The 23,255-nt window shown below is 71.8% G+C and carries 25 protein-coding genes; 17 read left to right on the top strand and 8 right to left on the bottom strand.

What is annotated here, in order from left to right; genetic code table 11:
- Positions 1–5 precede the first annotated feature (5 nt).
- The 3 genes from OG534_RS14465 to coaA form a co-directional block, all read right to left on the bottom strand.
- On the bottom strand, positions 6–959 hold the full coding sequence (locus OG534_RS14465; RefSeq protein ID WP_326588499.1) for an IS481 family transposase: 954 nt from the start codon (positions 957–959) through the stop codon (positions 6–8).
- A gap of 120 nt (positions 960–1,079) precedes the next feature.
- Complete coding sequence (locus OG534_RS14460; protein ID WP_326588498.1) at positions 1,080–2,060, bottom strand: DUF389 domain-containing protein; 981 nt, start codon at positions 2,058–2,060, stop codon at positions 1,080–1,082.
- A gap of 24 nt (positions 2,061–2,084) precedes the next feature.
- Positions 2,085–3,089, bottom strand: coding sequence for a type I pantothenate kinase (gene coaA, locus OG534_RS14455; RefSeq protein WP_326593610.1), 1,005 nt, complete (start codon positions 3,087–3,089; stop codon positions 2,085–2,087).
- Positions 3,090–3,394: 305 nt separating this feature from the next.
- Between coaA and OG534_RS14450 the strand changes: the two genes are divergently transcribed.
- From OG534_RS14450 to OG534_RS14410, 9 genes are all read left to right on the top strand, one after another.
- Positions 3,395–4,183, top strand: coding sequence for a hypothetical protein (locus OG534_RS14450; protein WP_326588497.1), 789 nt, complete (start codon positions 3,395–3,397; stop codon positions 4,181–4,183).
- A gap of 78 nt (positions 4,184–4,261) precedes the next feature.
- Positions 4,262–4,981, top strand: coding sequence for a hypothetical protein (locus OG534_RS14445; RefSeq protein ID WP_326588496.1), 720 nt, complete (start codon positions 4,262–4,264; stop codon positions 4,979–4,981).
- A gap of 108 nt (positions 4,982–5,089) precedes the next feature.
- Positions 5,090–6,937, top strand: a complete 1,848-nt coding sequence (gene glmS / locus OG534_RS14440; RefSeq protein WP_326588495.1) for a glutamine--fructose-6-phosphate transaminase (isomerizing) — start codon at positions 5,090–5,092, stop codon at positions 6,935–6,937.
- A 34-nt stretch (positions 6,938–6,971) separates the two neighbouring features.
- Positions 6,972–7,340 (top strand): holo-ACP synthase, encoded by a 369-nt coding sequence (locus OG534_RS14435; RefSeq protein ID WP_326588494.1) that lies wholly within the window; start codon positions 6,972–6,974, stop codon positions 7,338–7,340.
- A gap of 78 nt (positions 7,341–7,418) precedes the next feature.
- On the top strand, positions 7,419–8,816 hold the full coding sequence (locus OG534_RS14430; protein WP_326588493.1) for an NAD(P)H-hydrate dehydratase: 1,398 nt from the start codon (positions 7,419–7,421) through the stop codon (positions 8,814–8,816).
- Between the two features lie 210 nt (positions 8,817–9,026).
- On the top strand, positions 9,027–10,163 hold the full coding sequence (gene alr / locus OG534_RS14425) for an alanine racemase (protein ID WP_326588492.1): 1,137 nt from the start codon (positions 9,027–9,029) through the stop codon (positions 10,161–10,163).
- Positions 10,108–11,361, top strand: a complete 1,254-nt coding sequence (locus OG534_RS14420) for an alpha/beta fold hydrolase (protein WP_442807087.1) — start codon at positions 10,108–10,110, stop codon at positions 11,359–11,361. Before alr ends, OG534_RS14420 begins: the two co-directional genes overlap by 56 nt.
- Complete coding sequence (gene tsaE / locus OG534_RS14415; RefSeq protein ID WP_326588490.1) at positions 11,312–11,878, top strand: tRNA (adenosine(37)-N6)-threonylcarbamoyltransferase complex ATPase subunit type 1 TsaE; 567 nt, start codon at positions 11,312–11,314, stop codon at positions 11,876–11,878. The genes OG534_RS14420 and tsaE overlap by 50 nt, the downstream gene beginning before the upstream one ends.
- A gap of 116 nt (positions 11,879–11,994) precedes the next feature.
- Positions 11,995–12,216 carry a hypothetical protein gene (locus tag OG534_RS14410; RefSeq protein WP_326588489.1) on the top strand — a complete coding sequence of 74 codons (222 nt, stop codon included), beginning with the start codon at positions 11,995–11,997 and terminating at the stop codon, positions 12,214–12,216.
- Positions 12,217–12,329: 113 nt separating this feature from the next.
- On the opposite strand, the gene OG534_RS14405 is transcribed toward OG534_RS14410, so the two are convergent.
- Complete coding sequence (locus OG534_RS14405; RefSeq protein ID WP_326588488.1) at positions 12,330–12,887, bottom strand: hypothetical protein; 558 nt, start codon at positions 12,885–12,887, stop codon at positions 12,330–12,332.
- A 109-nt stretch (positions 12,888–12,996) separates the two neighbouring features.
- Here OG534_RS14405 and tsaB point away from each other — a divergent pair, with 109 nt between their 5' ends.
- From tsaB to OG534_RS14380, 5 genes are read left to right on the top strand one after another with little or no spacing between them, the layout of a single operon-like run.
- Positions 12,997–13,659: a tRNA (adenosine(37)-N6)-threonylcarbamoyltransferase complex dimerization subunit type 1 TsaB gene (gene tsaB, locus OG534_RS14400; RefSeq protein WP_326588487.1), complete on the top strand. Its 663-nt coding sequence runs from the start codon at positions 12,997–12,999 to the stop codon at positions 13,657–13,659.
- A 20-nt stretch (positions 13,660–13,679) separates the two neighbouring features.
- On the top strand, positions 13,680–14,159 hold the full coding sequence (gene rimI, locus OG534_RS14395; protein ID WP_326593608.1) for a ribosomal protein S18-alanine N-acetyltransferase: 480 nt from the start codon (positions 13,680–13,682) through the stop codon (positions 14,157–14,159).
- Positions 14,152–15,300 (top strand): tRNA (adenosine(37)-N6)-threonylcarbamoyltransferase complex transferase subunit TsaD, encoded by a 1,149-nt coding sequence (tsaD, locus tag OG534_RS14390; protein ID WP_326588486.1) that lies wholly within the window; start codon positions 14,152–14,154, stop codon positions 15,298–15,300. The genes rimI and tsaD overlap by 8 nt, the downstream gene beginning before the upstream one ends.
- The gene (locus OG534_RS14385) at positions 15,297–15,569 is read left to right on the top strand and encodes a hypothetical protein (protein WP_326588485.1); all 273 of its coding nucleotides are present in this window, start codon (positions 15,297–15,299) and stop codon (positions 15,567–15,569) included. Before tsaD ends, OG534_RS14385 begins: the two co-directional genes overlap by 4 nt.
- A 52-nt stretch (positions 15,570–15,621) precedes the next feature.
- Positions 15,622–16,272 carry a hypothetical protein gene (locus OG534_RS14380; RefSeq protein ID WP_326588484.1) on the top strand — a complete coding sequence of 217 codons (651 nt, stop codon included), beginning with the start codon at positions 15,622–15,624 and terminating at the stop codon, positions 16,270–16,272.
- Positions 16,273–16,413: 141 nt separating this feature from the next.
- On the opposite strand, the gene OG534_RS14375 is transcribed toward OG534_RS14380, so the two are convergent.
- Positions 16,414–17,610 carry a THUMP-like domain-containing protein gene (locus OG534_RS14375; RefSeq protein WP_326588483.1) on the bottom strand — a complete coding sequence of 399 codons (1,197 nt, stop codon included), beginning with the start codon at positions 17,608–17,610 and terminating at the stop codon, positions 16,414–16,416.
- Between the two features lie 182 nt (positions 17,611–17,792).
- Between OG534_RS14375 and OG534_RS14370 the strand changes: the two genes are divergently transcribed.
- Together OG534_RS14370 and OG534_RS14365 are read left to right on the top strand one after the other, a co-directional pair.
- On the top strand, positions 17,793–18,749 hold the full coding sequence (locus tag OG534_RS14370; RefSeq protein WP_442807086.1) for a polysaccharide deacetylase family protein: 957 nt from the start codon (positions 17,793–17,795) through the stop codon (positions 18,747–18,749).
- On the top strand, positions 18,746–19,711 hold the full coding sequence (locus OG534_RS14365) for a polysaccharide deacetylase family protein (protein ID WP_326588481.1): 966 nt from the start codon (positions 18,746–18,748) through the stop codon (positions 19,709–19,711). The genes OG534_RS14370 and OG534_RS14365 overlap by 4 nt, the downstream gene beginning before the upstream one ends.
- A gap of 739 nt (positions 19,712–20,450) precedes the next feature.
- Here OG534_RS14365 and OG534_RS14360 read toward each other — a convergent pair.
- Positions 20,451–20,660: a hypothetical protein gene (locus OG534_RS14360; protein ID WP_326588480.1), complete on the bottom strand. Its 210-nt coding sequence runs from the start codon at positions 20,658–20,660 to the stop codon at positions 20,451–20,453.
- On the bottom strand, positions 20,653–20,808 hold the full coding sequence (locus tag OG534_RS14355; RefSeq protein WP_326588479.1) for a hypothetical protein: 156 nt from the start codon (positions 20,806–20,808) through the stop codon (positions 20,653–20,655). Before OG534_RS14355 ends, OG534_RS14360 begins: the two co-directional genes overlap by 8 nt.
- 192 nt (positions 20,809–21,000) lie before the next feature.
- Here OG534_RS14355 and OG534_RS14350 point away from each other — a divergent pair, with 192 nt between their 5' ends.
- Positions 21,001–21,759 (top strand): GntR family transcriptional regulator, encoded by a 759-nt coding sequence (locus OG534_RS14350; RefSeq protein WP_326588478.1) that lies wholly within the window; start codon positions 21,001–21,003, stop codon positions 21,757–21,759.
- Between the two features lie 556 nt (positions 21,760–22,315).
- On the opposite strand, the gene OG534_RS14345 is transcribed toward OG534_RS14350, so the two are convergent.
- Positions 22,316–22,867: a YceI family protein gene (locus OG534_RS14345; protein ID WP_326588477.1), complete on the bottom strand. Its 552-nt coding sequence runs from the start codon at positions 22,865–22,867 to the stop codon at positions 22,316–22,318.
- Positions 22,868–23,255 lie beyond the last annotated feature (388 nt).

The raw sequence follows: 23,255 nt of genomic DNA, 5'->3' as shown, positions 1-23,255 counted from the left end.
ACGCCCTAGATGTATTGCCCTGTGAGGTTGGGGACGCGGCTGGCGGGTGGTTTGCCTGCGAGCGCGGTGTGTCCGCGGTGGTGATTGTAGGTGTGCAGCCAGCCGGGGAAAGCGTCGCGTCGTTCCTGCTCTGACCGGTAGGGGCGGGCATAGGCCCATTCCTCCAGCAGGGTGCGGTTGAGGCGTTCGACTTTGCCGTTGGTCTGGGGCCGGTAGGGCCGGGTTCGCTTGTGGGTGATCCCGGCCGCCGCCAGGGTGTCGCGCCAGGCGTGGGACTTGTAGCAGGCGCCGTTGTCGGTCAGGACGCGTTCGACGGTGATCCCGCAGCCGGTGAAGAACGCCTGGGCCCGGGTCCAGAAGCCGGCGGCGGTCTCCTTCTTCTCGTCGGCCAGGATCTCGCTGTAGGCGAGGCGGGAGTGGTCGTCGACGGCGGTGTGGATGTAGCTGTAGCCCGTGCCGGACCTGGTCTTGCGGCCTGCCTGTCGGCCGAGAGCCCTGTGGCCGCCGCCGTCAGGGATGTTGCCGAGCTTCTTGATGTCGACGTGGACGAGTTCGCCGGGCTTGGGTCGTTCGTAGCGTCGTATGACGCGGCCGGTGGCCCGGTCCAGATGGGACAGGCGGGCCAGGCCGAACCGGGTCAGCACCCGGTGCACGGTTGAGGGCACCAGGCCGAGCAGGTGGGCGATGCGGGCGGGTCCCCACCTGCGCAGGACGCGGACCTTGATGATCCGGCGTTCGGTGCGGGTCGGGGTCCGGCGCGGGCTGTTGTGCGGGCGGGAAGACCGGTCGTGCATGCCCGCGTCGCCGAGCGTTCGGTAGCGGTCGGCCCACCGCTGGGCGGTCGTCGGGGAGACCTGGAAGCGTTCGGCTGCCCGGCGGTGGGTCCAGCCGTCCTCGACCACGCAGCGGGCAAGCCGCAGCCGTCCGGTCTCGGTCAGGGGTGCATTACGGTGGGGCATGAGGGCCTTCCGGTCGGTGTAGACGTCGCAATCCACACCAAACCCGGAAGGCCCTCACCCGTTCAAGATCCCCCAGCCGAGACCTGCATCACCCGTCCACAACCTCCCGGGGCATTACACCTAGAGCGGCCCGCCCGGCCCGCCCGGCCCGTGTGGCGCACCCGGCATCCGGATCATCCGGCTCTGCTGGGTGCGCCACAGCAGTTTCCAGGCGATGAGGGTGAGCGTGCCCGCGAGGATGATGCCGCCCAGGTTGAGCAGCAGCTGCAGGGCCGAGCCCCACATCTGCGCGAAGTCCCCGTAGCTGAGCGCCACCGCGGCATTGGCCCCCGCCGGCACGGTGGTCACCGAGATGGCCACGCCGACCAGCGCACCGGCCTTCGCCGACGTCAGCGACAGCATGCCGGCCACGCCGGCGAGCAGCGCCACGACGAAGGAGAACGGGTCGGGCTGCCAGATGAAGCTGGTGTTCGGCCGGGCGTTGTCGAGCATCCGCTCCTGGAACAGGCCGAGCGCGTCCATCACCAGGCTGAAGACCGTCGTCGCCACGATCGCCGCCGCGAAGCCGACCAGCAGCGCGAAGAGGGAGCGCACGGCGAGCCGGGGCGCGCGCTGCACCAGGCCCGTGCAGACGCCGGCGAGCGGGCCGAACTCCGGGCCGACCGCCATGGCGCCCACGATCAGGACCGCGTTGTCCAGGACCACACCGCAGGCCGCGATCATCGTCGCCACGATCATGAAGACGCTGTAGGTGATCGTGAGGGTGGACTCCTCGTGCGTCGACTCGGCGAGCTGCTCCCAGATCACCGCGTCGGCGGCCTCGCCGGGCGCCTCCTCCTCCGCGTCGTCGGCGCGCCGGGAGATCGACAGGTCGATGTTCTCGACGGCGATCGACCCGGTCTCGTGGATGCCGAGGGCGCGCATCTCCTGCAGCAGTTCGTCGGCCGACTCGCGGGCGACGTCGCACAGGACGAGATCGCCCTCGGGGTCGCGGGCGGCGCCGGTCAGGACGACCAGATGGGTGGTTCCGACCGTCTGGTCGACCAGAGCCACCACCTGCTCGGTCAGGTGGTGCGGGGTGATCATCCGCAGATGCAGCATTTCCGCACCCTAGCCAGGCGGCCCCTAGAGCTTGCGGAGGCTCAGCTTCTGCACCTTGTGGTCCGGTCCCTTGCGGACGACGAGGGTGGCCCGGCCGCGGGTGGGCGCCACGTTCTCCAGCAGGTTCGGCTTGTTGATCGTCCGCCACATCGTCTGCGCGTACTCCATGGCCTCCGCCTCGGAGACCTGGGTGTACTTGCGGAAGTAGGAGAAGGGGTTCTGGAAGGCGGTCTCGCGCAGCTTCCGGAAGCGGTTGAGGTACCAGCGCTCGATGTCCTCGGGGCGCGCGTCCACGTACACGCTGAAGTCGAAGTAGTCGGCGAGGGCGACGCGGGTGCGGCCGTCCGTGCCGGGGAGCGCCGGCTGGAGCACGTTGAGGCCCTCGACGATGAGGATGTCCGGGCGGCGTACGACGAGCTCGTCGCCCGGCACGATGTCGTAGATCAGGTGCGAGTAGACCGGCGCCCGCACCTCGTCCTTGCCGGCCTTGATGTCGGCGACGAAGCGGGTGAGCGCGCGGCGGTCGTAGGACTCCGGGAACCCCTTGCGGGAGGTGAGGCCTCGCCGCTGGAGCTCCTTCATCGGGTACAGGAACCCGTCGGTGGTGACCAGCTCCACGCGCGGGTGCTCGGGCCAGCGGGCGAGCAGCGCCTGCAGCAGGCGCGCCACCGTGGACTTGCCGACGGCGACCGAACCGGCGACCCCTATGACGAAGGGGGTGCCCTGCTGGGCGCCGTGGCCGTTGCCCGCGTCGCCGAGGAAGGTGTTGAGGGTGCCGCGGAGGTTGCTGGTGGCGCCCACGTAGAGGTTGAGGAGGCGGGAGAGCGGCAGGTAGACGTCGCGGACCTCGTCGAGGTCGATGACGTCACCGAGGCCGCGCAGCCGCTCCACCTCGACGGCGGTCAGCGGCAGCGGGGTGCGCTCGCGCAGGGCGCTCCACTCGGCGCGGGTGAGGTCGACGTACGGCGAGGCCTCGGGTCCCCTGCGGTGGGCGGGGCGCGTGGGATGCCCCTCCCGGCCCGCGCGCACCGTTGCGTCGTCCGGCGTGTTGCTTCGTGGCGGCGAAGTGATCACACCGCCATTGTCGGGGCTCCGGGGCGCTTGTGGGTGGTGTGGTCGGTCACGTGCGCGGGGGCCGAGGGCGCTGCGGGGCCCGGTTGTGGCGGGGCCGGTATCGATTCGGAGCAGGGGGAGTCTCGCCCTGGTCACGATCGGTGTCGCGCGGGGGGAATGCCGATCATCCGATCGGCCGGCCCGTAGATTGTGGATCACCGCAGCTCGGACGAACGTTTCGTGCTGCCCTGAACTCGTCGTGTTCCCTGGGGGGATCTTTCGTGCGCACCGCTCTCGTCCGTCGTACCGTCCTGACCGCGTCCGCGGTGTCCCTGGCCCTGCTGGCCACCGCCTGCGGCGGCGACAAGCCCGACACCAAGAAGGACGACAAGGCGTCGGCCGGCGCCCCGGCGCCTTCGACGGCCCCGGCCGCCAAGGGGAAGACGGACGCGGAGCTGACCGCCCTGCTGGTCACCCAGGCGGAAGCACCCGGGTACCTCGTGCAGGCCGAGGCCGCCGCCAAGCTGGGCGAGGTCGACAAGACCACGGTCTCCACCGACAAGCCCGAGTGCAAGGTCCTGGTCCAGAGCCAGTACCTGCAGAAGATCGGCACGCCGTCCGGCGTCGCGCGGACCGCCCTGGGCGCCAAGCCCAAGGAAGCGGGCCCGAACGCCTCGCCGGAGGAGAAGGCCGAGGCGATCAAGAACGCCATCGGCACCACCGTGACGATGGTCGGCCTCACCTCCTACGACGGCAAGGGCGCGGAGGAGCTGCTGGCCTCCGTCAAGACGGCGGGCCAGGCGTGCGGGGGCGGCTTCACCAGCACCTCCGAGGGGGAGACCACCAAGTACGCGAGCGTCCAGCGCGGCACCGGCGCACCCGTCACCTCCGGCGACGACTCCGCCAGCCTCGTGCTCACGGCGGACCTCGAGGACGGCGACAAGGCCACCATCCTCCTCACGGTCCTGCGCACCGGTTCCACGGTGGCCACCTTCAGTTCCCTCAGCCTGCTGGGGACGGCGGAGTCTCCGGTGACGCTGGTCGCCGCCCAGTCCAAGAAGCTCGGCTGACGGTCCGCCCGGCGCCCCGTTCGCACCTCTGTCAGCGCCGCCCTTGTCGGTAGGCATTCCCCTGGGGGGACCATCATCGTGCGCACCACGTTCGTCCGCCGTACCGTCCTGACGACCTCGGCCGTGTCGCTGGCGCTGCTCGTCACCGCGTGCGGCGCCGCCGAGAAGGCGGACGCGAAGGGCGACGCCGAGCCGTCCGCGTCGGCTCCGGCGTCGGCAGCATCGGCGGCGCCGACGGGCAAGGGGAAGACGGGCGCGGCGGTGGCCGGGCTCCTGCTGACGCAGGGAGACCTGCCGGACCACACCTTCTCGGACTTCAGCCTCGACGGGCCGGGCGGCCGCGACACCAGCACCAGCGACAAGCCCGAGTGCAAGGTGCTCGCCCAGCTGCAGACCTCCGTTCCGCTGGGTACGCCCACCGGGGCAGCGCGTACCTCGGTCCTCGCACCCACGCGCTCCTCCGCCACGGCCGTCACCCTCGCCTCGTACGCGGGCAAGGGCGCCGAGGAGACCTTCAGCGCCGTGAAGACGGCGAGCCGGACGTGCGCCGGCGGCTACCTCGCCGGCCATTACGGCGACACCCTTCAGATCACCAAGGTCAGCTCCGGTGCGTATGCGGCGGCCGGTGACGAGGCTCTCGCGCTCACCTTCGAGACCGACACCGGCGGCGAAGCGTTGCCGACCCTGGTGTTCGTCCGCAAGGGCGACACGGTGGCCGCCTTTTCGACGGCGAGCGACGCCCGCACCGTCGACCAGGGCAAGCCCGTCGTCGACGCGCAGGTCGCGAAGCTGGGCTGAGGCCCGTCCGGCCGTGCGTCGAACCCGCCCCGGCTCATTCGCCGGGGCGGGGTTTTCGTCTTGTTCGGGTGCGGGGCAGACGGCCAACTACGGCGTACGCTGCGGCCTATGTGCGGAATTGTGGGTTACGTGGGAGCGCAGTCGGCGCTCGATGTGGTCATCGCCGGACTCAAGCGCCTGGAGTACCGCGGGTACGACTCGGCCGGGGTCGCCGTACTCGCCGACGGGAGCCTGGCCTCCGTCAAGAAGGCCGGCAAGCTCGTCAATCTGGAGAAGGAGCTGGTCGGGCACCCCCTGCCGTCCGGTTCCACGGGACTCGGGCACACCCGGTGGGCGACCCACGGCGGGCCCACCGACGTCAACGCCCACCCCCACCTCGACAACTCGGGGCGGGTCGCGGTCGTGCACAACGGCATCATCGAGAACTTCGCCGAGCTCCGGGCCGAACTGGCCGAGCGCGGACACCGGCTGGAGTCCGAGACCGACACCGAGGTCGTGGCGCACCTGCTGGCGGAGCAGTTCTCGGCCACCGGCGACCTCGCGGAGTCCATGCGCCTGGTGTGCCGGCGCCTCCAGGGCGCGTTCACGCTCGTGGCCGTGCACGCCGACGAGCCCGACGTGGTGGTCGGCGCGCGCCGGAACTCGCCCCTGGTGGTGGGCGTCGGCGAGGGCGAGAACTTCCTCGCCTCGGACGTGGCCGCGTTCATCGCCCACACCCGGTCCGCGATCGAGCTGGGGCAGGACCAGGTCGTGGAACTGCGCCGCGAGGGCGTCTCGGTGACCAACTTCGACGGCTCGGACGCGACCGTGCGGGCGTACCACGTCGACTGGGACGCCTCGGCGGCCGAGAAGGGGGGCTACGACTACTTCATGCTCAAGGAGATCGCCGAGCAGCCGAAGGCCGTCGCCGACACCCTCCTGGGCCGGATCGACGCGAACGGCTCGCTGACCCTGGACGAGGTGCGCATCCCCGTCTCGGTGCTCCGGGAGGTCGACAAGGTCGTGATCGTGGCGTGCGGTACGGCGTACCACGCGGGCATGATCGCGAAGCTGGCCATCGAGCACTGGACCCGCATCCCGTGCGAGACGGAGCTGGCGAGCGAGTTCCGCTACCGCGACCCGATCCTGGACCAGCGGACGCTGGTGGTCGCGATCTCGCAGTCCGGCGAGACCATGGACACCCTGATGGCCCTGCGGCACGCGCGCGAGCAGGGGGCCAGGGTGCTGGCCGTCTGCAACACCAACGGCTCGACGATCCCGCGCGAATCGGACGCCGTGCTCTACACGCACGCCGGTCCGGAGGTGGCCGTCGCCTCCACCAAGGCGTTCCTGACGCAGCTGGTGGCCTGCTACCTCGTCGCGCTGTACCTCGGGCAGGTGCGCGGCACGAAGTGGGGCGACGAGATCGAGGCCGTGATCCGGGAGCTGTCGGACATCGCCGCCGCGGTGGACACCGTCCTGGAGACGATGGAGCCCGTACGGGAACTCGCGCGGTCCCTCGCCGACAAGAACACCGTGCTGTTCCTGGGGCGGCACGTCGGCTACCCGGTGGCGCTGGAGGGCGCGCTCAAGCTCAAGGAGCTGGCGTACATGCACGCCGAGGGCTTCGCGGCGGGCGAGCTCAAGCACGGGCCGATCGCGCTCATCGAGAAGGACCTGCCGGTGGTGGTCGTCGTCCCGTCGCCGCGCGGCCGGTCGGTGCTCCACGACAAGATCGTGTCGAACATCCAGGAGATCCGGGCGCGCGGGGCGCGGACCATCGTGATCGCGGAGGAGGGCGACGAGGCGGTCGTCCCGTACGCCGACCACCTGATCCGGATCCCGGCGACGCCGACCCTGCTCCAGCCGCTGGTGGCGACGGTGCCGCTGCAGGTGTTCGCGTGCGAGCTGGCGACCGCACGGGGCAACGAGGTGGACCAGCCGCGTAACCTCGCCAAGTCGGTCACCGTGGAGTGAGCGGAGCGAGCGGGCAGGTCATGGGGGTGTCGTTGTGATTATCGGCGTCGGAATCGACGTAGCGGAGATCGAGCGGTTCGAGGCGGCGCTGGAGCGCACGCCGGGCATGGCCCAACGGCTCTTCGTCGCCGACGAGTTGACGCTGCCGAGCGGTGAGCGGCGCGGGATCGCCTCGCTCGCCGCGCGGTTCGCCGCCAAGGAGGCGCTGGCCAAGGCCCTCGGCGCGCCCGGCGGCCTGCTGTGGACCGACGCCGAGGTGTACGTGGAGGACAGCGGACAGCCGCGGCTGCGGGTGTCGGGGACCGTGGAGGCGCGGGCGCTGGCGCTGGGCGTGAAGTCCTGGCACATCTCGCTCAGCCACGACGCCGGCGTCGCCTCCGCCGTGGTGATCGCCGAGGGTTAGGGCACGCCCCGAGGGCACGGCCCAAGGCCACGCCCCAAGAGCACGCCCCGAGGGCGCGTCGTCGGGCAGGCTGGGGCCATGCGTACTGCTTACAGCGTGGAGACCGTACGGGCCGCCGAGCGGGAGCTGATGGCCCGCCTGCCCGAAGGCGCCTTGATGCAGCGGGCGGCGGCCGGGCTGGCCGCCGTGTGCGCGGGACTGCTGGCGCGGCGCCGGCGGGTCTACGGCTCCCGCGTTGTGCTGCTCGTCGGCCCGGGGGACAACGGCGGCGACGCGCTGTACGCGGGCGCGCGGCTGGCGCGGCGCGGGGCCGCGGTGACGGCGGTGCCGATGGACCCCGAGCGGATGCACCCGGGCGGACGTGCGGCGCTGCTGGCCGCCGGGGGCCGGCTCGCACGATCCGTCCCGGAACGGGCGGACCTCGTACTGGACGGGCTGCTCGGGATCGGCGGGCGGGGCGGGCTGCGGCCCGCGGCGGCCGCGCTGGTGGAGCGGATCCCGCCGGGCGTCCCGGTGGTCGCCGTGGACCTGCCGAGCGGGGTGGACGCGGACACCGGGGAAGTGGCGGGGCCGGCCGTCACGGCCGAGGTGACGGTGACCTTCGGGGCGTACAAGCCCGGTCTGCTGATCGACCCCGGGGCCTCCCGGGCGGGCGCGGTGCACCTCGTGGACATCGGGCTGCGGCTGCCGGCGCCGGAGGTGGAGGCGCTGCAGCACGCCGACGTGGCCGGGCTGCTGCCGGAGCCGACGGCGTCGAGCGACAAGTACCGGCGGGGCGTGGTCGGGATCGTCGCGGGCTCCGCGCAGTACCCGGGGGCGGCGGTACTGGCCGTGGCGGGAGCCCTGCGCGGCGGTGCGGGCGCCGTGCGCTACGCGGGGCCTGCGGCGGAGGCCGTGCTCGCGCGCTACCCCGAGACGCTGATCGGGCGCGGCCGGGTGCAGGCGTGGGTGGTCGGCCCGGGGCTGGGCGAGGGGCGCGCCGGGGAGGTCGCGGACCTGCTGGCGGGGGACGTGCCGGTACTGGTCGACGCGGACGGGCTGCGCGGGCTGGACCCGGACGTGCTGCGGGCCCGGACGGCCCCGACCCTGCTGACCCCGCACGCGGGGGAGGCGGCGGCGCTGCTGGGGGTGTCGAGGGAGTCGGTGGAGGCGGGGCGGCTGGGCGCGGTGCGGGGGCTGGTGGAGCGGTACGGGGCGACGGTCCTGCTGAAGGGCTCGACGACGCTGGTCGCCTCCGGCGGTGGTGCCGTTCGGGTGAATCCGACGGGGACCGCGTGGCTGGCCACCGCGGGGAGCGGGGACGTGCTGTCCGGGCTGGCCGGGTCCCTGCTGGCGGGTGGGCTGTCCGGGGCGGATGCGGGGGCGGTGGGGGCGTACCTCCACGGCCTGGCGGCCAGGCGCACCGGCGGCCCGCTGCTGGCCCAGCAACTGGCCGAGTCCCTCCCGGCCGCCTGGCGCGACGCGTCCCGCCCCTGAAAGCCCGGGGCTCCGCCCCGCACCCCGCGCCTCAAACGTCGGCGAGGCTGAAGGATCGGGGCTCCGCCCCGGACCCCGCGCCTCAAACGCCGGCGGGGCTGGATTGGTGCGGCGGGGAGGAGGCTCCGCGCAGCGGCACCCCCGCGCCCCCGGAGGGGCCCCGCGGCCCGGTCCCGTAAGGCGCGCGGGGATTCTGAGAGACTGGGGGCGATGAACGAGACACCGACGCGCGTGTACGCCGAGATCGATCTTGACGCCGTACGCGAGAACGTGCGCGCACTGCGCGAGCGGGCACCCCGGGCCGAGTTGATGGCCGTGGTCAAGGCGGATGCCTACGGGCACGGAGCCCTGGCCTGCGCCAAGGCCGCCCAGGAGGCCGGCGCCACCTGGCTCGGCACCGCCACGCCCGACGAGGCCCTCGCCCTGCGCGCCGCAGGGGTCGAAGGCCGGATCCTGTGCTGGCTCTGGACCCCCGGCGGGCCCTGGCAGGAGGCCGTCGAGGCCGATCTGGACGTCTCCGTCAGCGGACTGTGGGCCCTCGACGAGGTCCGCAAGGCCGCCGGCGCGGCCGGCCGCACCGCGCGCATCCAGCTCAAGGCCGACACCGGCCTCGGCCGCAACGGCTGCCAGCCCGCCGACTGGGAGGCCCTGGTCGCCGCGGCCGTCGCCGCCCAGGCCGAGGGGACCGTCCGGGTCACCGGCGTCTGGTCGCACTTCGCCTGCGCCGACGAGCCCGGGCACCCCTCCATCCAGCTCCAGCTCGCCGCCTTCCGCGACATGCTCGCGCACGCCGAGAAGGAGGGCGTCGAGCCCGAGGTCCGGCACATGGCCAACTCGCCGGCCACCCTCACCCTCCCCGAGTCCCACTTCGACCTGGTGCGCCCCGGGCTGGCCCTCTACGGCGTCTCGCCCGCGCCCGAGCTCGGCACCCCGGCCGAGCTGGGCCTGCGGCCCGCCATGACCCTCAAGGCCTCCCTCGCGCTGGTCAAGACCGTCCCCGCCGGGCACGGGGTGAGCTACGGCCACCACTACGTCACCGACGCCGAGACGACCCTCGCCCTGATCCCGGCCGGCTACGCCGACGGCATCCCGCGGCACGCCTCCGGGCGCGGGCCCGTGCTCGTCGGCGGCAAGGTCCGCCACGTCGCCGGGCGCGTCGCCATGGACCAGTTCGTGGTCGACTTGGACGGAGACCACGCCCGCGTCGGTGACGAAGCCGTCATCTTCGGGGACGCGGAACGCGGTGAACCCACCGCCGAGGACTGGGCCCGAGCGGCGGACACGATCGCGTATGAGATCGTCACCCGTATCGGTGCACGAGTGCCCCGGGTGTACCTGGGCGGCTGAGCGGAGTGAGGGCGGCGGCGTGAGCGAGAACTGGCGCAAGGCCGGCTGGGCCGGAGCCGCCATCGGCGTGATAGCCGCGGGCGCGGCGGCCGGTGTCGCGGTGGAACGGATCACCGTCGGGCGCGGCATGCGGCGCGAGGCGCGGCTGGCCCTCGACGCCGCCGGGGACTACGGGTCCCTGCGCGGGACCGAGGGGACCTGCCGGGCCGAGGACGCCACCGAGCTCTACTACGAGGTCGACGAGCTGCCCGAGGACGGCAAGCGGCGGCGCCTGCGGCGCAAGGCCGAACCCCAGGCGACCGTCGTCTTCTGCCACGGCTACTGCCTCGGCCAGGACTCCTGGCACTTCCAGCGCGCCGCCCTGCGCGGAGTGGTCCGCGCCGTCTACTGGGACCAGCGCAGCCACGGCCGCAGCGCGCGCGGCCTCGCCCACGCGGACGGCGAGCCGCTGAGCATCGAGCAGCTCGGCCGCGACCTGAAGACCGTCATCGACGCCACCGCTCCCGAGGGCCCGCTGATCCTGGTGGGTCACTCGATGGGCGGTATGACCATCATGGCGTTCGCCGAGCAGTTCCCCGACCTCGTGCGCGACCGCGTGGTCGGTGTGGTCCTGGTCGGCACCTCCAGCGGCCGCCTCGGCGAGGTGACGTACGGGCTCCCCGCCGCCGGCGTGGGCGCCGTGCGGCGCATCCTGCCCGGCGTCCTCAAGGCGCTCGGCTCCCAGGTGGAGCTGGTGGAGAAGGGCCGCCGGGCCACCGCGGACCTGTTCGCCGGCATGATCAAGATGTACTCGTTCGGCTCCCGGGACGTGGATCCGGGCGTCGCGCGCTTCGCGGAGCGGCTCATCGAGGCCACCCCGATCGACGTGGTCGCCGAGTTCTACCCGGCCTTCCAGATCCACGACAAGACCGCTGCGCTCCAGCTCTTCGCGGACCTCCCGGTCACCGTCATCGCCGGGGACAAGGACATGATCACCCCGCCCGAGCACAGCGTCGCCATCAAGGAGGCGCTGCCCGGCGCCGACCTCGTGGTCCTGGAGTCCACCGGGCACCTCATGATGCTGGAGCGCCCGGAGACGGTGACCCGGCTGCTCACCGAGCTGCTGGCACGCACCGGCGCGGTCCCCGCAGCGACTAACGTTGGCGTGCATGGAAGAAGTACCGCTGGAAGCACAGCGCAGCCAGGCACCGGCACCTGAGGCCGAGACCGGCGCGGAGACCCGGATCACCATCGATTCCCCGGACGCGATGCAGGAGTTGGGCCGCAGGATCGCCGCTCTGCTGCGCCCCGGCGACCTCGTCCTGCTGACCGGCGAGCTGGGCGCGGGCAAGACGACGCTGACCCGCGGCCTGGGCGAGGGCCTGGGCGTGCGCGGGGCCGTGACCTCGCCGACCTTCGTGATCGCCCGCGTACACCCCTCGCTGACCGGCGGGCCGGCGCTGGTGCACGTGGACGCGTACCGCCTGGGCGGCGGGCTGGACGAGATGGAGGACCTGGACCTCGACGTCTCGCTGCCCGAGTCCGTGGTCGTCGTGGAGTGGGGCGACGGCAAGGTGGAGGAGCTCGCCGACGACCGGCTGCACGTGGTGATCGCGCGGGCGGTCGGCCACGAGGAGGTCCTGGACGACGTCCGTGAGGTGTCCGTGCGCGGGGTCGGGGCGCGCTGGGGCGCCGGGGCCGGGCTGGACGCCCTCGCAGGCGCGCTCTCGGAGTAAACGTACCGACAACTCGTCGGCAAGATATTGCGCTGGTGGCGGCGCTCGTGGTGACATGGTACCGAGAGTTTCTTAGGTATGCCTAAGTTCGGTGTGCCGGGGTCCAGGAGGCAGCCATGTCGGCACCAGCAGGAGCACAGCGCGATCCCCGCCCGTCCGTCGTCTCCATGCGGACGCTGCTCGCCGCCGGTGTGGCCGCCACCGCCGTCTCGACGCCGCCCGCACGGGAACACGCGGCGCCCGCGGGCGAGCCGCAGGACGACGGAAACGGCGGACACGGGGGCCGCGGCGGACACGACGGACGCGAAGAGGCCGCTCCGGAATCCGAAGCGGCCTAGCGGTCCTGCGGTTCTCCGATTCCCCGCTCGTCCGTACGGGGCGATCGGTCCGGGCCGACCCGTCGGCGGGGCGGCCCGCCGTCGCACGTACGGGTGAAGGACGGGCGCCGCCGTCAGGGAACGACGACGACCTTCGCGTTGATCGTCGCGAAGGCCCACATCGCGTCGCCGTCGGCGCGCGACATGCGGATGCCGCCGGTCTTCTTGTTCGGGTCGGGCTCCGGGGTGGTGCCGTCCAGCCGGGCACTGAAGCCGACCACGACGCCCTGCGCGCTGGCGAACCGTACGACGTGCTCGATCGGCACCCCGTCCGAGCCGGTGACCGATCCCGAGCGCGAGGTGACCGTGTAGCTGCCCGCCTTCGGGTGCACCGTGCTCGGCATGACCGGGAAGGACTTCGGCTCCTGCGCGGGGTCGCCCACCAGCCACACCCGCTTCTGGCCCACCGCGTACACGACGCGCACCCCGGTACCGGAGCCCTCGGGCACGGGCACCGGCTTCGCCTGGTCCTGCTTGACGGCTGCCTGGCTCGGAGCGGGGGCCGGTTCCTGCGCGACCGCCTTCGGGGGGTGCGCGGGCGCCGTGGCGGAGGCCTGGTAGCCGAGGAAGCCGATGGCGACGAGTGCCGCGGCGGTGAGCCCGGCCACGATTCCCGAGCTGCTGCGTGCCACCTTGCTCCACCTCTCCCCGCTGACTGGATACCTCGGTCGAAAGGTAGCAGCCACCCTGCTCTGCGACCGGCCGCAAGGGGCGCGGTCGCCGGAGTCGTAGGCTGTTCGCGTGCTCTTGCTCGCTGTAGATACCGCCACGCCCGCCGTCACCGTCGCCCTGCACGACGGCGAGTCCGTCGTCGCCGAGTCGAACCAGGTCGACGCCCGCCGCCACGGGGAGCTCCTGCTGCCCTCAGTGGACCAGGTCCTCGCCGAGGCCGGGCTGAAGCTCGAAGCCGTCACCGGCATCGTCGTCGGGGTCGGCCCCGGCCCCTACACCGGGCTGCGCGTCGGCCTCGTCACCGCCTCCACCTTCGCCGCCGTGCTGGGCGTGCCCGTGCACGGCCTGTGCACCCTCGACGGCCTCGCGTACGCCGCGGGGGCCGCCGGGATCGAGGGCCCCTTCACCGTCGCCACCGACGCACGGCGCAAGGAGGTCTACTGGGCGCGCTACGAGGACCCGCGCACGCGCGTCGGCGAGCCCGCCGTGGACCGCCCCGCCGACATCGCCGAGCAGGTCGCCGGGCTGCCCGCCGTGGGCCAGGGCGCGCTCCTGTACCCCGAGGTGTTCCCGGACGCCCGGGGCCCCGTGCACCAGTCCGCCGCCGCGCTGGCCTCGCTGGCCGCGGAACGACTGGCGGCCGGCCTGGAGTTCCTGCCTCCGACCCCGCTCTACCTGCGCAGGCCCGACGCGCAGGTGCCCAAGAACTACAAGGTGGTCACCCCGCAGTGACACCCCACACGCTGCGCGAGATGCGCTGGTGGGACATCGGGCCCGTGCTGGAACTGGAACACGAGCTGTTCCCCGAGGACGCCTGGTCCGCCGGGATGTTCTGGTCCGAACTGGCCCACGCCCGCGGCCCGCAGGCCACGCGCCGCTACATCGTGGCCGAGGACGCCTCGGGCCGGCTGGTGGGCTACGCCGGGCTGGCCGCCGCCGGCGACCTGGCCGACGTACAGACCATCGCGGCCGCCCGCGACCAGTGGGGGACCGGGCTCGGCGCCCGGCTCCTGACCGACCTGCTGCGCGCCGCCACCGCGTTCGAGTGCGCCGAGGTGCTGCTGGAGGTGCGCGTGGACAACACGCGCGCCCAGAAGCTCTACGAGCGCTTCGGCTTCGAGCCCATCGGCTTCCGGCGCGGCTACTACCAGCCGGGCAACGTCGACGCGCTCGTCATGCGACTGACCGACCCCGCACAAGCACGAACTGAGAGCAGTGAGAGCAATGGCTGACGAACCGCTCGTCCTCGGCATCGAGACGTCCTGCGACGAGACCGGCGTCGGCGTCGTCCGCGGCACCACCCTGCTCGCGGACGCGATCGCGTCGAGTGTCGACGAGCACGCGCGCTTCGGCGGCGTCGTGCCCGAGGTGGCCTCGCGGGCCCACCTGGAGGCGATGGTCCCCACCATCGACCGCGCCCTGAAGGAGGCCGGGGTCAGCCCCCGCGACCTCGACGGCATCGCGGTCACGGCCGGACCGGGCCTCGCGGGGGCGCTGCTGGTGGGCGTCTCGGCGGCCAAGGCGTACGCGTACGCGCTGGGCAAGCCGCTGTACGGGGTGAACCACCTGGCCTCCCACATCTGCGTGGACCAGCTGGAGCACGGGCCGCTGCCCGAGCCGACGATGGCGCTGCTGGTCTCCGGCGGGCACTCCTCGCTGCTCCTGGCCCCGGACATCACCTCCGACGTACGGCCGCTCGGCGCGACCATCGACGACGCGGCGGGCGAAGCCTTCGACAAGATCGCGCGCGTGCTCCAGCTGGGCTTCCCCGGCGGTCCGGTCATCGACCGGCTCGCGCGCGAGGGCGACCCGAAGGCGATCAACTTCCCGCGCGGGCTGACGGGGCCGCGCGACGCGGCGTACGACTTCTCCTTCTCCGGGCTGAAGACGGCGGTGGCCCGCTGGATCGAGGCGAAGCGGAAGGCCGGCGAGGAGGTGCCGGTGCGCGATGTGGCGGCGTCCTTCCAGGAGGCCGTGGTGGACGTGCTGACGCGCAAGGCGATCCGTGCGTGCAAGGACGAGGGTGTCGACCACCTGATGATCGGCGGCGGTGTGGCGGCCAATTCCCGGCTGCGCTCGCTGGCGCAGGAGCGGTGCGACGACGCGGGGATCATCCTGCGGGTGCCGCGGCCGAAGCTGTGCACCGACAACGGCGCGATGGTGGCGGCGCTGGGCGCGGAGATGGTCAAGCGGAACCGTCCGGCCTCGGACTGGGACCTGTCGGCGGACTCCTCGCTGCCGGTGACGGACCCGCACGTGCCGGGCGTTCAGGGGCACGGGGACGGGCACGGACATGGCCACGCCCACGCCCACGACCACGACCACGACCACGACCACGTGCACGAGCTGAGCAAGGACAACCTGTACTCATGAGCACCGTCGCGCTGATGTGGGAGGCCCGGGCCGCCGACGGCCGGGGCAACGAGCTGCTGGAGTGGGCCCGTTCCCAGGTCCTCGCCCGGGAGCCGGTGCGCCGCGAGGTGTTCCGGGCCCCGCAGGACCGGGTGCTCGTCATCACCTGGTGGGAGGCGGCCGAGGGGGTCGCGGCGGACCTCCCCGAACTGCCCGAGCCCGCGGCCGACTTGATCACGCGGGCGGTGCACCGCTGGCGGTTCGAGTCGGTGGAGGTCGACGGCGGCTGACGGGCTCCCGCCCGTGCCGGGACCGTCCCGAGCTGCGGCTATGGTCATGTGCATGCCTCGCCCTGACCTGCCGCCCCCGCCGCCCCCCGCGCACCTGCGCGCCTGGCTGGACGAGAGCGCCGTACGGGCCGACCGTGCGCGCTTCCTGCGGGACCTCGGTCAACGCAGCCTGGGCGTCGGGCGGTTGCTGGTGCTCTGGGCCGTCTCGGCGGTCTTCGCCCTCGGCTGGTCCTTCGTCGGCATGGCCCTGGTGGCCTTCGAGGCGGGCGACCCGGTCTCGTTCGTCCTCGGGGCGGTCTTCCTCGCCCTGGGCGCCGGTGTGCTGGTCCCGGCCGGGTTCTGGTTCACCTGGGGCGCCCGGCGGGACCGCGAGGTGCGCACGCTGCTGTACGCATGGGCCGAGGCGGGCCGCGACCCGGCGGCCGACTCCCACGTGCGCGCGCCCGGACGGAGCCTGACCTGGCTGCTGTCCTCCTTCGCACTGGGCGCGGCCGGGCTCTGGGTGACCTTCGGGGTCGCGCTGTCGGCCCGCCCGGGCGAGGAGACGTACGGCGAGGTCGCGTACTACATGGGCCTGGGCATGATCCTGTGGATCACCGCCCTCCTGGGCGCCGCCAAGGCGACCGCCCACTACCGCTGGGCGGTACGAGCCTTCGGCACGCGGTCCGGGGCGCCCGCGACGCCTGCCGCGCCCGCCGAGTAGCCGGCGGACGGGCCGCGGGAGGCGGGCCTGCCCGGGCGGCGGGCGCCGGGCCTGCCCGGGCGGCGGAAGCCGCGGCCGAGCGGCGCGGGCCGAACGGCGCGGGCCGGCGGCGCGGGCGAGCGGCGCGGGCCGCGCGGAGGATCACCGGCCGGGCGTCGCCGCAGGCGCTGCCGCCGGGGAGCCGATCAGCATCGAGGGGGCGCCCGCCACCCGGGTCAGGAAGACGGTCGCGGAGTTCGGCCCCTGCGGCTTGACCTTCCTGCGCAGTTCCTCCGGCTCGATCGCCGAGCCGCGCTTCTTCACGGTCAGGATGCCGACCCCGCGCTCGCGCAGCAGTGCCTTCAGCTTCTTCAGGCCGAACGGCAGCACGTCGGTGATCTCGTACGCGGTCGCGTACGGCGTCGCGCGCAGCTCGTCGGCGGTGATGTAGGCGATGGTCGGGTCGATGAGCCGGCCGTCCAGCTGCTCGGCGACCTCGGCGACGAGGTGGGCGCGGATGACGGCGCCGTCGGGCTCGTAGAGCCAGCGGCCGACCGGCCCGGCCTGCGGATCGGGCAGCGGATCGGTGGTGTGCAGCCCGCGCGGGCCGGGGAGCAGGGTGGCGCGCACGGTCCCGGGGGCGGTCCCGAACCACAGCACGGCCTCCTTGACGTCACCATGGTCGGAGATCCACTCCGCCTCGGCCTCCTCGGGCACGGCCTCGTGCGGGATCCCGGGGGCGATCTTGATGGCCGCGTACTTCGCCGTACGGGCCGTCTCCACGGCCCACGACAGCGGCGGCGAGTAGGACTCCGGGTCGAAGATCCGGCCGCGCCCGCCGCGGCGGGCCGGGTCGATGAAGACGGCGTCGTAGCCGGAGGTGTCCACCTCCGTCACGTCGGCCTCCCGGACCTCGATCAGGTCCGCCAGCCCCAGTACCTCGGCGTTGGCCCGCGCGACGGCGACCGTCAGCGGGTCGTGGTCCACAGCGAGCACCCGGATGCCGAGCCGGGCCAGGGCGAGGGCGTCGCCGCCGATGCCGCAGCACAGGTCGGCGAGGCTCCGTACGCCGAGGGCCGCGAGCCGCTCGGCCCGGTACGAGGCCACGGACGCGCGGGTGGCCATCTCGCCGCCGCCGGGCGTGAAGAACATCCGGAAGGCGTCCTCCGCGCCGAACTTCGCCACCGCGCGCTGCCGCAGCCGGGCCTGCCCGAGCGCGGCGGAGACCAGCCCGGCGGGGTGCTCGCGGCGCAGCCGGGTGGCGACGGCCAGCTCCTGGGCGGGGTCGTAGTCGCGGAGCGAGTCGAGGAGGGCGAGGCCCTCGGGGGTGAGGAGGGCGGCGAAGTCTTCGGGGGTCACGGGTCCATTGTCGGCGACGGGGTGGCCGCGGGCGGGCGGGGATGCGCGGGGAGGGGCGGCGCACGGGGAGGGGGCTTGCGGACGCGCCCGCGTCGAACCGTGTGGGCCAGTCGAAGGAAGGTGGGACCGCGTTCGCGGTGTCTTCCGGGAAGCCCGTGTGTCGGATGCCAGGATGCGCAGCTATGCAGCTAGTAAGACAAAAGGAACATCGCTCGCAACAGGGTCACCGGTACGCGGCGGGTCCGCGCGGCCGGTTCGGGGTGGCGGTGGCAGCCCTGCTCGTCGCATCCCTCGGAACGGCGTGTGGCTCCGGGGAGTCCGCGCGACCGGACAAGGCCGAGAAGGCGAAGGCCGCCAAGGCCGCGGAGGCCGGGGCGGCGGGTGCGCTCAGCGCTGCGGAGAAGGCCAAGACGGCCCAGCAGGCGCGCATCGCGGCGGCGAAGAAGTGGCGGCTGCTCAAGCCGCCGCTCACCGCCCCGGCGGCGCCGAAGGAGAAGCCCGAGATCGAGACGCGCGACGGCTTCGAGGTGTACGACCACGAAGAGGACGAGCTGCCCCCGGTCTTCACCACCATCCCGACCGAGGACAAGGTCGTCTTCCTGACGGTCGACGACGGCTCGGAGAAGGACCCCGAGTTCCTGCGGATGATGCAGGAGCTGAAGATCCCGTACACGGCCTTCCTCAGCGACTACCTCGTGCGGGACAACTACCCGTACTTCAAGCAGATGCAGGCCGCGGGCGTCACCCTGAACAACCACACGCTCAACCACCGCTACATGCCGGGCCTGTCGTACGAGAAGCAGCGTGAGGAGATCTGCGGCCAGCAGGACACGATCCAGAAGCAGTTCGGCAAGCGGCCGACGCTCTTCCGGCCGCCGTACGGCAACTACAACCACGACACGCTGCGCGCGGCGAAGTCCTGCGGCATCAAGGCGGTTCCGCTGTGGAACGCCGAGGCGTTCACGAACCGGATGGACTACCGAGAGTGGGACCGCGACCTGCACCCCGGTGACATCATCCTCACGCACTTCCGGGGCAAGGAAGACTGGAAGGGCACGATGCCTGACATGATCCGTCAGGTCATGAAGACCGTCACGGACAAGGGATATGCCGTGGCTCGCCTGGAGGACTATCTGTGAAGCACGCGCGCCGGTTGGTAGCCGGAACGCTGGCGGCCGGCGCGCTCGCGCTGTCCCTGACGGGGTGCGGGGACAGCGTGGACCCCATCGAACGCCTGGGCCGCAAGACGACTCAGGACCTGCAGGGGGCGGAGGGGGCGCAGGGGGCGGAGGGCTCGGACGCGTCGAAGGGCCCCAAGGACTCCAAGGACTCCAAGGACTCCAAGGACCCCAAGGGCGCCGGCCCCGCCTCCCCGGCGGGGACCGCGTCCCCGCCGGGGAGCCCGTCCGACGCGGCGTACAAGAAGTGGGGGCTGACGGCCCCCGTCGCCTACGCGCCGAAGCCCGCCCAGAAGCCCCAGATCCCGAAGGCGGGCCCGGGCAAGGTGCCGGTGATAGACCGAATACCCGTCCCGGCCGGGGAGAAGGTGGTCTTCCTGACCTTCGACGACGGCGCCGAGAAGGACCCCGAGTTCCTGAAGATGGCGGCCGACCTCAAGCTGCCGATCAGCATGTTCCTCACGGACAACGTGGCCTCGTCGGACTACGGGCACTTCGAGAAGCTCCGCGACAACGGCTCGGCGAGCACGATAAACAACCACACGCTGACGCACCCGAACCTCCGGACCCTGTCCTTCGAAGGGCAGAAGAAGGAGATATGCGGCCAGCAGGACCGCCTGGAGAAGCGCTTCGGCCAACGCCCGCCGTTTTTCCGCCCGCCCTTCGGCAACTACAACGACGACACCCTCCGGGCCGCCTCGGAGTGCGGAGTCTCGTCCCTGCTCCTGTGGCGGGTCTCGATGCAGATCAACAACTTCCAGTACGCCGAGGGCTCCGCCCTCCGCCCGGGCGACATCATCCTGGCCCACTTCCGCGGCCCGGGCGAGCTCAAGGGCGCGACGGAAACCCAGATGACGACGCGCATGCTCCAACGAATCCACGAGCAGGGCTACAGCATCGGCCGCCTGGAGGACTACCTGTAGCGCGGGGGTGCGGGGGTGCGGGGTTCGGGGATCTCGTACGGGACGGGTGGCTGCGACGGCACGAGCGGGGCTTCGGGTGGGCGGGATGCCCACCGGGGCGGGGCCGGGTCGTGCGGCGGGGCTTCGGGGGCCTGATTCCCTCACTCGGCATCAGGGATGGTTTGGGGGGTTCCCGTCAGTCTCATCGTCTCTCCGTGTCGGGCCGGTCCCTCAAGGGCGCTCCTTCGTCGCGTCGCTGCGCGATGGCCTGCGGCCACCCTTGACCGACCGACCCGCCACGGAAATCCGAAGACCGACGGGAACCCCCCAAAGGAACGGGCCGGCCATTCCTTATCCAGGGACGGGCCGATCAGCGACCCCGGGCCGAGCCCGGGGCGCACCAAATCGCTACGCGCTTCCCGCTCATGGCGGCTGCAGGCCGTCTGTGGCCGGACATAGGCCGCCACAGATCGCTACGCGCTTTTCCGCGATGGCGGCCGACGGCCGTTTGGGGCTGGCCAAGGCCGATTCGAGGGGTAGGAAGGGCGATCCGTCGGCCCAGCCGATGTGTACCCAGGCCAACCCCACGGCGGGATCCCACGCTCGCGCCCGAACATGGGCCATCGCGACAAAACGCCAGCTTATTCGGCTCCTTGCTCTCCCAGGCCCGAGTGCGCATCGGTATAGCCGGCATCAGTTGCTGTTCCTGCCTCAGGCGGACGGATCGACCGCACATCTCTTCGGATGGCTGATCGGACTCTCAATCCGCGGCCTCAATGTTGGTGACGCAAGTGGTGAATTCACGGCCGGACGCTCCACGGATGTAGGCCAGCTCCATCCAGCGGTCGAGGCCGGCGTCCGAGACGTTCTCGTTGATCACGGCCATCAGCTCACCCTCGACGCCGGAAGCGAGGTCGCGGACACGGCGGCGCGGGAGCCGGTGCGGCACGTATTCGTACTGCTCACTCATCGGGTGCCTCCTGCAGGGTGGCGAGGAAGCGCTCCCAGCCGACCAGCGCCCGGTCCAACAGATCCGCGCTGGGCTCACCTATGGCCGCCACCCTCCCCGAGGAGGCGTCTTCCGTGTCGACTCTGGACGCATCGCGGCACTGCTGCATGCAGATCACTCCCTGCTCGGGAGGCCGCATCGTGAACGGCCTCTCTAGAGATGTATCCACTACAGCCGAACGCTGCTTCATTCGTCAATACATCTCTAGAGATCTCGGTCGAAGTGGGACCTCAAGGCTGGTGCGTGCGGTGGCCTGCCTGTAGCCCTAGGGTGTCTAGAGAGGAGAAGGAGTGATCGGTTCATGACCAGCCAGGGCAGCACCCGCCAGCCGAAGTACCAGCGGATCGCTGACGAGCTGAGGACGGCTATCCAGGCGGGCGAATACGGCCCGGGCGACCGTCTGCCGGGCGAGAACGACCTCATGGCCACGTACGAGGTCGCCCGGATGACCGCACGTCAGGCCCTCGGCGTGCTGCAGAACGAAGGCCTCGCGGAGGCGCGGAAGGGTGCCGGCGTCTTCGTCCGGGCGTTCAGGCCCTTGCGTCGGCGCGGAATCCAGCGACTCGCGCACGAGCAGTGGGGATCGGGCCGCTCCATCTGGTCTGCAGATTCCGAGGATCGAGAGCTGGTCGTCGATCAGATCGAAGTGCGGGAAGAAGAAACGAACAGCCGCATCTCCGACGCCCTTGGTATTCCCGCAGGGACTCAGGTGTGGGCACGCAGCCGCCGCTTCGTGCTTGATGGCAAACCCGTGCTCGTCGCGACGTCGTACCTGCCGGCGGACGTCGTTGGGGACTCTGCCATCACCCAGGCCGACACCGGACCCGGCGGGACGTACGCGCGCCTGGCCGAGCTGGGGCATGCGCCCCTTCACTTCCGAGAGGAAATCCGGTCCCGGATGCCTTCAGCCGGAGAGGCCGAGCGGCTGGCGCTCTCCATGGGCACGCCTGTCATCCAGATCGTCCGTACCGCGTTCGCCGAGGGCGGGCGGGCCGTTGAGGTCAACGAGATGACGCTGGACTCCGCTTCCTACGTGCTGGAGTACGACTTCGACGCCTAGCCCCTTCCGGCAGACGCCGTCCTCCGTGGGTCAGTGTCTGGGCATTCCTTCTCGCCTCCCGAGTGTCGCGTCCATGCCTGCACGACTTTTCGACGTGAGCGGCGAAACGGCCATCCGCGTGCGGTCGATCCGGCCGTCTGAGGAAGGGGTCGATATTGCGCCGCGATTGCCCATGTTCGGGCGCGAGCGTGGGATCCCGCCGTGGGTTGACCTGGGTACACATCGGCTGAGTCGATGGATCGCCCTTCCCACCCCTCGAATCGGCCTTGGCCAGCCCCAGACGCATCGCAGACGCCGAGAGGTCCGCAGTACCTGTCGTGGGGTCGTTCCTGTTTGGCGGACGGGCTCTATGTGTTGGTCAGGCAGCGGTGGTTTCGTACTCTCCATCATGGACATCCCTCTCCGGTGCAACCCCAGATCTCGGGATGTCCGCCAAACCGAAGCAACCCCACTCGGCTGTTAGCCCATGGCATACGGCATCGTGACGGCGCGGCCCTGACTTCGAGGACCGCGCCTCGCTTCCTGTACCGCTCGCGCGCCGGTCGGGCGGGCGCTGCTAGCCCTGCTTGATCGCGGAGATGTCGAACTCCAGGACGATCTTGTCGCCGACCAGGACGCCGCCGCCTTCCAGGGCTGCGTTCCAGGTGACACCGAACTCCTTGCGGGAGATGGTCACCGAGCCTTCCAGACCGACGCGCAGGTTGCCGTAGGGGTCGACGGCATTGCCGGTGTACTCGAAGTCGATGGTGACCGGCTTGGTGGTGTCCTTGATGGTGAGGTCGCCGCTGACCCGGTATTCGGCGTCGGACTTCTGCTCTACCGCGGTGGTGCGGAAGGTGATGTCGGGGAAGTTCGGCACGTCCAGGAAATCGTTGGTGCGCAGGTGCTGGTCGCGCTGCTCGACGCCGGTGTCGATGCTCTGCGTCTTGATCACCACCTGGCCGGTGGACCCGGCCGGGTCGGCGCCGTCCAAGTGTGCGGTGCCCTCGAACTGGTGGAAGGCGCCGCGCACCTTGGTGACCATGGCGTGGCGGGCGACGAATCCGATCCGGGTGTGGGGCGGATCAAGGACGTAGTCCCCGGTGAGCTCGGGGAGCGAGACGGCCATGGTCAGGTACCTCCGTAGGGTCCGGATCCCGACGGCGGCCCGCCTGGATCATTCCCGAATCACGCTAGGGGGCAGCGACTCCCGACCTGGCCGAACGCGCATGGCCTCAGAGGATTGCACCCTGACAGGTGACTCTCGATCGCCGCCTTGCCGCTGTCTGCCTCACTCGCAGTGGACAGCCGGTGCCGATCCGAACATCCCCGTGACCTGGTGCTGTCAAAACTGCGGTTCTGGCTCAATTTCTGTGGAGCGGCCACGCCAGCTGATGGCTGAGCGTCGCAGGGCGCATTCGAAGTCGCCCGAAAATGAGCTACGACCGGGATGAGTGGGCTGACCGTTCGGTGCTGTGAATTAGGTCGTGCTCTGGCTGGTGCGGGACCTGGTCCAG

Origin of the sequence: Streptomyces sp. NBC_01294, assembly GCF_035917235.1 — a bacterium.
Lineage (GTDB): Bacteria > Actinomycetota > Actinomycetes > Streptomycetales > Streptomycetaceae > Streptomyces > Streptomyces caledonius.
This window is presented reverse-complemented; position numbering and strand designations above follow the sequence as displayed.

What these genes read in the sequence shown, in the direction of transcription:
- OG534_RS14465 (WP_326588499.1), bottom strand. Translation starts at nt 959, where the DNA reads ATGCCCCACCGTAATGCACCCCTGACCGAGACCGGACGGCTGCGGCTT.
- OG534_RS14460 (WP_326588498.1), bottom strand. Translation starts at nt 2,060, where the DNA reads ATGCTGCATCTGCGGATGATCACCCCGCACCACCTGACCGAGCAGGTG.
- glmS (WP_326588495.1), top strand. Translation starts at nt 5,090, where the DNA reads ATGTGCGGAATTGTGGGTTACGTGGGAGCGCAGTCGGCGCTCGATGTG.
- OG534_RS14430 (WP_326588493.1), top strand. Translation starts at nt 7,419, where the DNA reads ATGCGTACTGCTTACAGCGTGGAGACCGTACGGGCCGCCGAGCGGGAG.
- alr (WP_326588492.1), top strand. Translation starts at nt 9,027, where the DNA reads ATGAACGAGACACCGACGCGCGTGTACGCCGAGATCGATCTTGACGCC.
- OG534_RS14420 (WP_442807087.1), top strand. Translation starts at nt 10,108, where the DNA reads ATGAGATCGTCACCCGTATCGGTGCACGAGTGCCCCGGGTGTACCTGG.
- tsaE (WP_326588490.1), top strand. Translation starts at nt 11,312, where the DNA reads ATGGAAGAAGTACCGCTGGAAGCACAGCGCAGCCAGGCACCGGCACCT.
- OG534_RS14410 (WP_326588489.1), top strand. Translation starts at nt 11,995, where the DNA reads ATGTCGGCACCAGCAGGAGCACAGCGCGATCCCCGCCCGTCCGTCGTC.
- rimI (WP_326593608.1), top strand. Translation starts at nt 13,680, where the DNA reads ATGCGCTGGTGGGACATCGGGCCCGTGCTGGAACTGGAACACGAGCTG.
- tsaD (WP_326588486.1), top strand. Translation starts at nt 14,152, where the DNA reads ATGGCTGACGAACCGCTCGTCCTCGGCATCGAGACGTCCTGCGACGAG.
- OG534_RS14385 (WP_326588485.1), top strand. Translation starts at nt 15,297, where the DNA reads ATGAGCACCGTCGCGCTGATGTGGGAGGCCCGGGCCGCCGACGGCCGG.
- OG534_RS14380 (WP_326588484.1), top strand. Translation starts at nt 15,622, where the DNA reads ATGCCTCGCCCTGACCTGCCGCCCCCGCCGCCCCCCGCGCACCTGCGC.
- OG534_RS14370 (WP_442807086.1), top strand. Translation starts at nt 17,793, where the DNA reads ATGCAGCTAGTAAGACAAAAGGAACATCGCTCGCAACAGGGTCACCGG.
- OG534_RS14360 (WP_326588480.1), bottom strand. Translation starts at nt 20,660, where the DNA reads ATGAGTGAGCAGTACGAATACGTGCCGCACCGGCTCCCGCGCCGCCGT.
- OG534_RS14355 (WP_326588479.1), bottom strand. Translation starts at nt 20,808, where the DNA reads ATGCAGCAGTGCCGCGATGCGTCCAGAGTCGACACGGAAGACGCCTCC.
- OG534_RS14350 (WP_326588478.1), top strand. Translation starts at nt 21,001, where the DNA reads ATGACCAGCCAGGGCAGCACCCGCCAGCCGAAGTACCAGCGGATCGCT.
- OG534_RS14345 (WP_326588477.1), bottom strand. Translation starts at nt 22,867, where the DNA reads ATGGCCGTCTCGCTCCCCGAGCTCACCGGGGACTACGTCCTTGATCCG.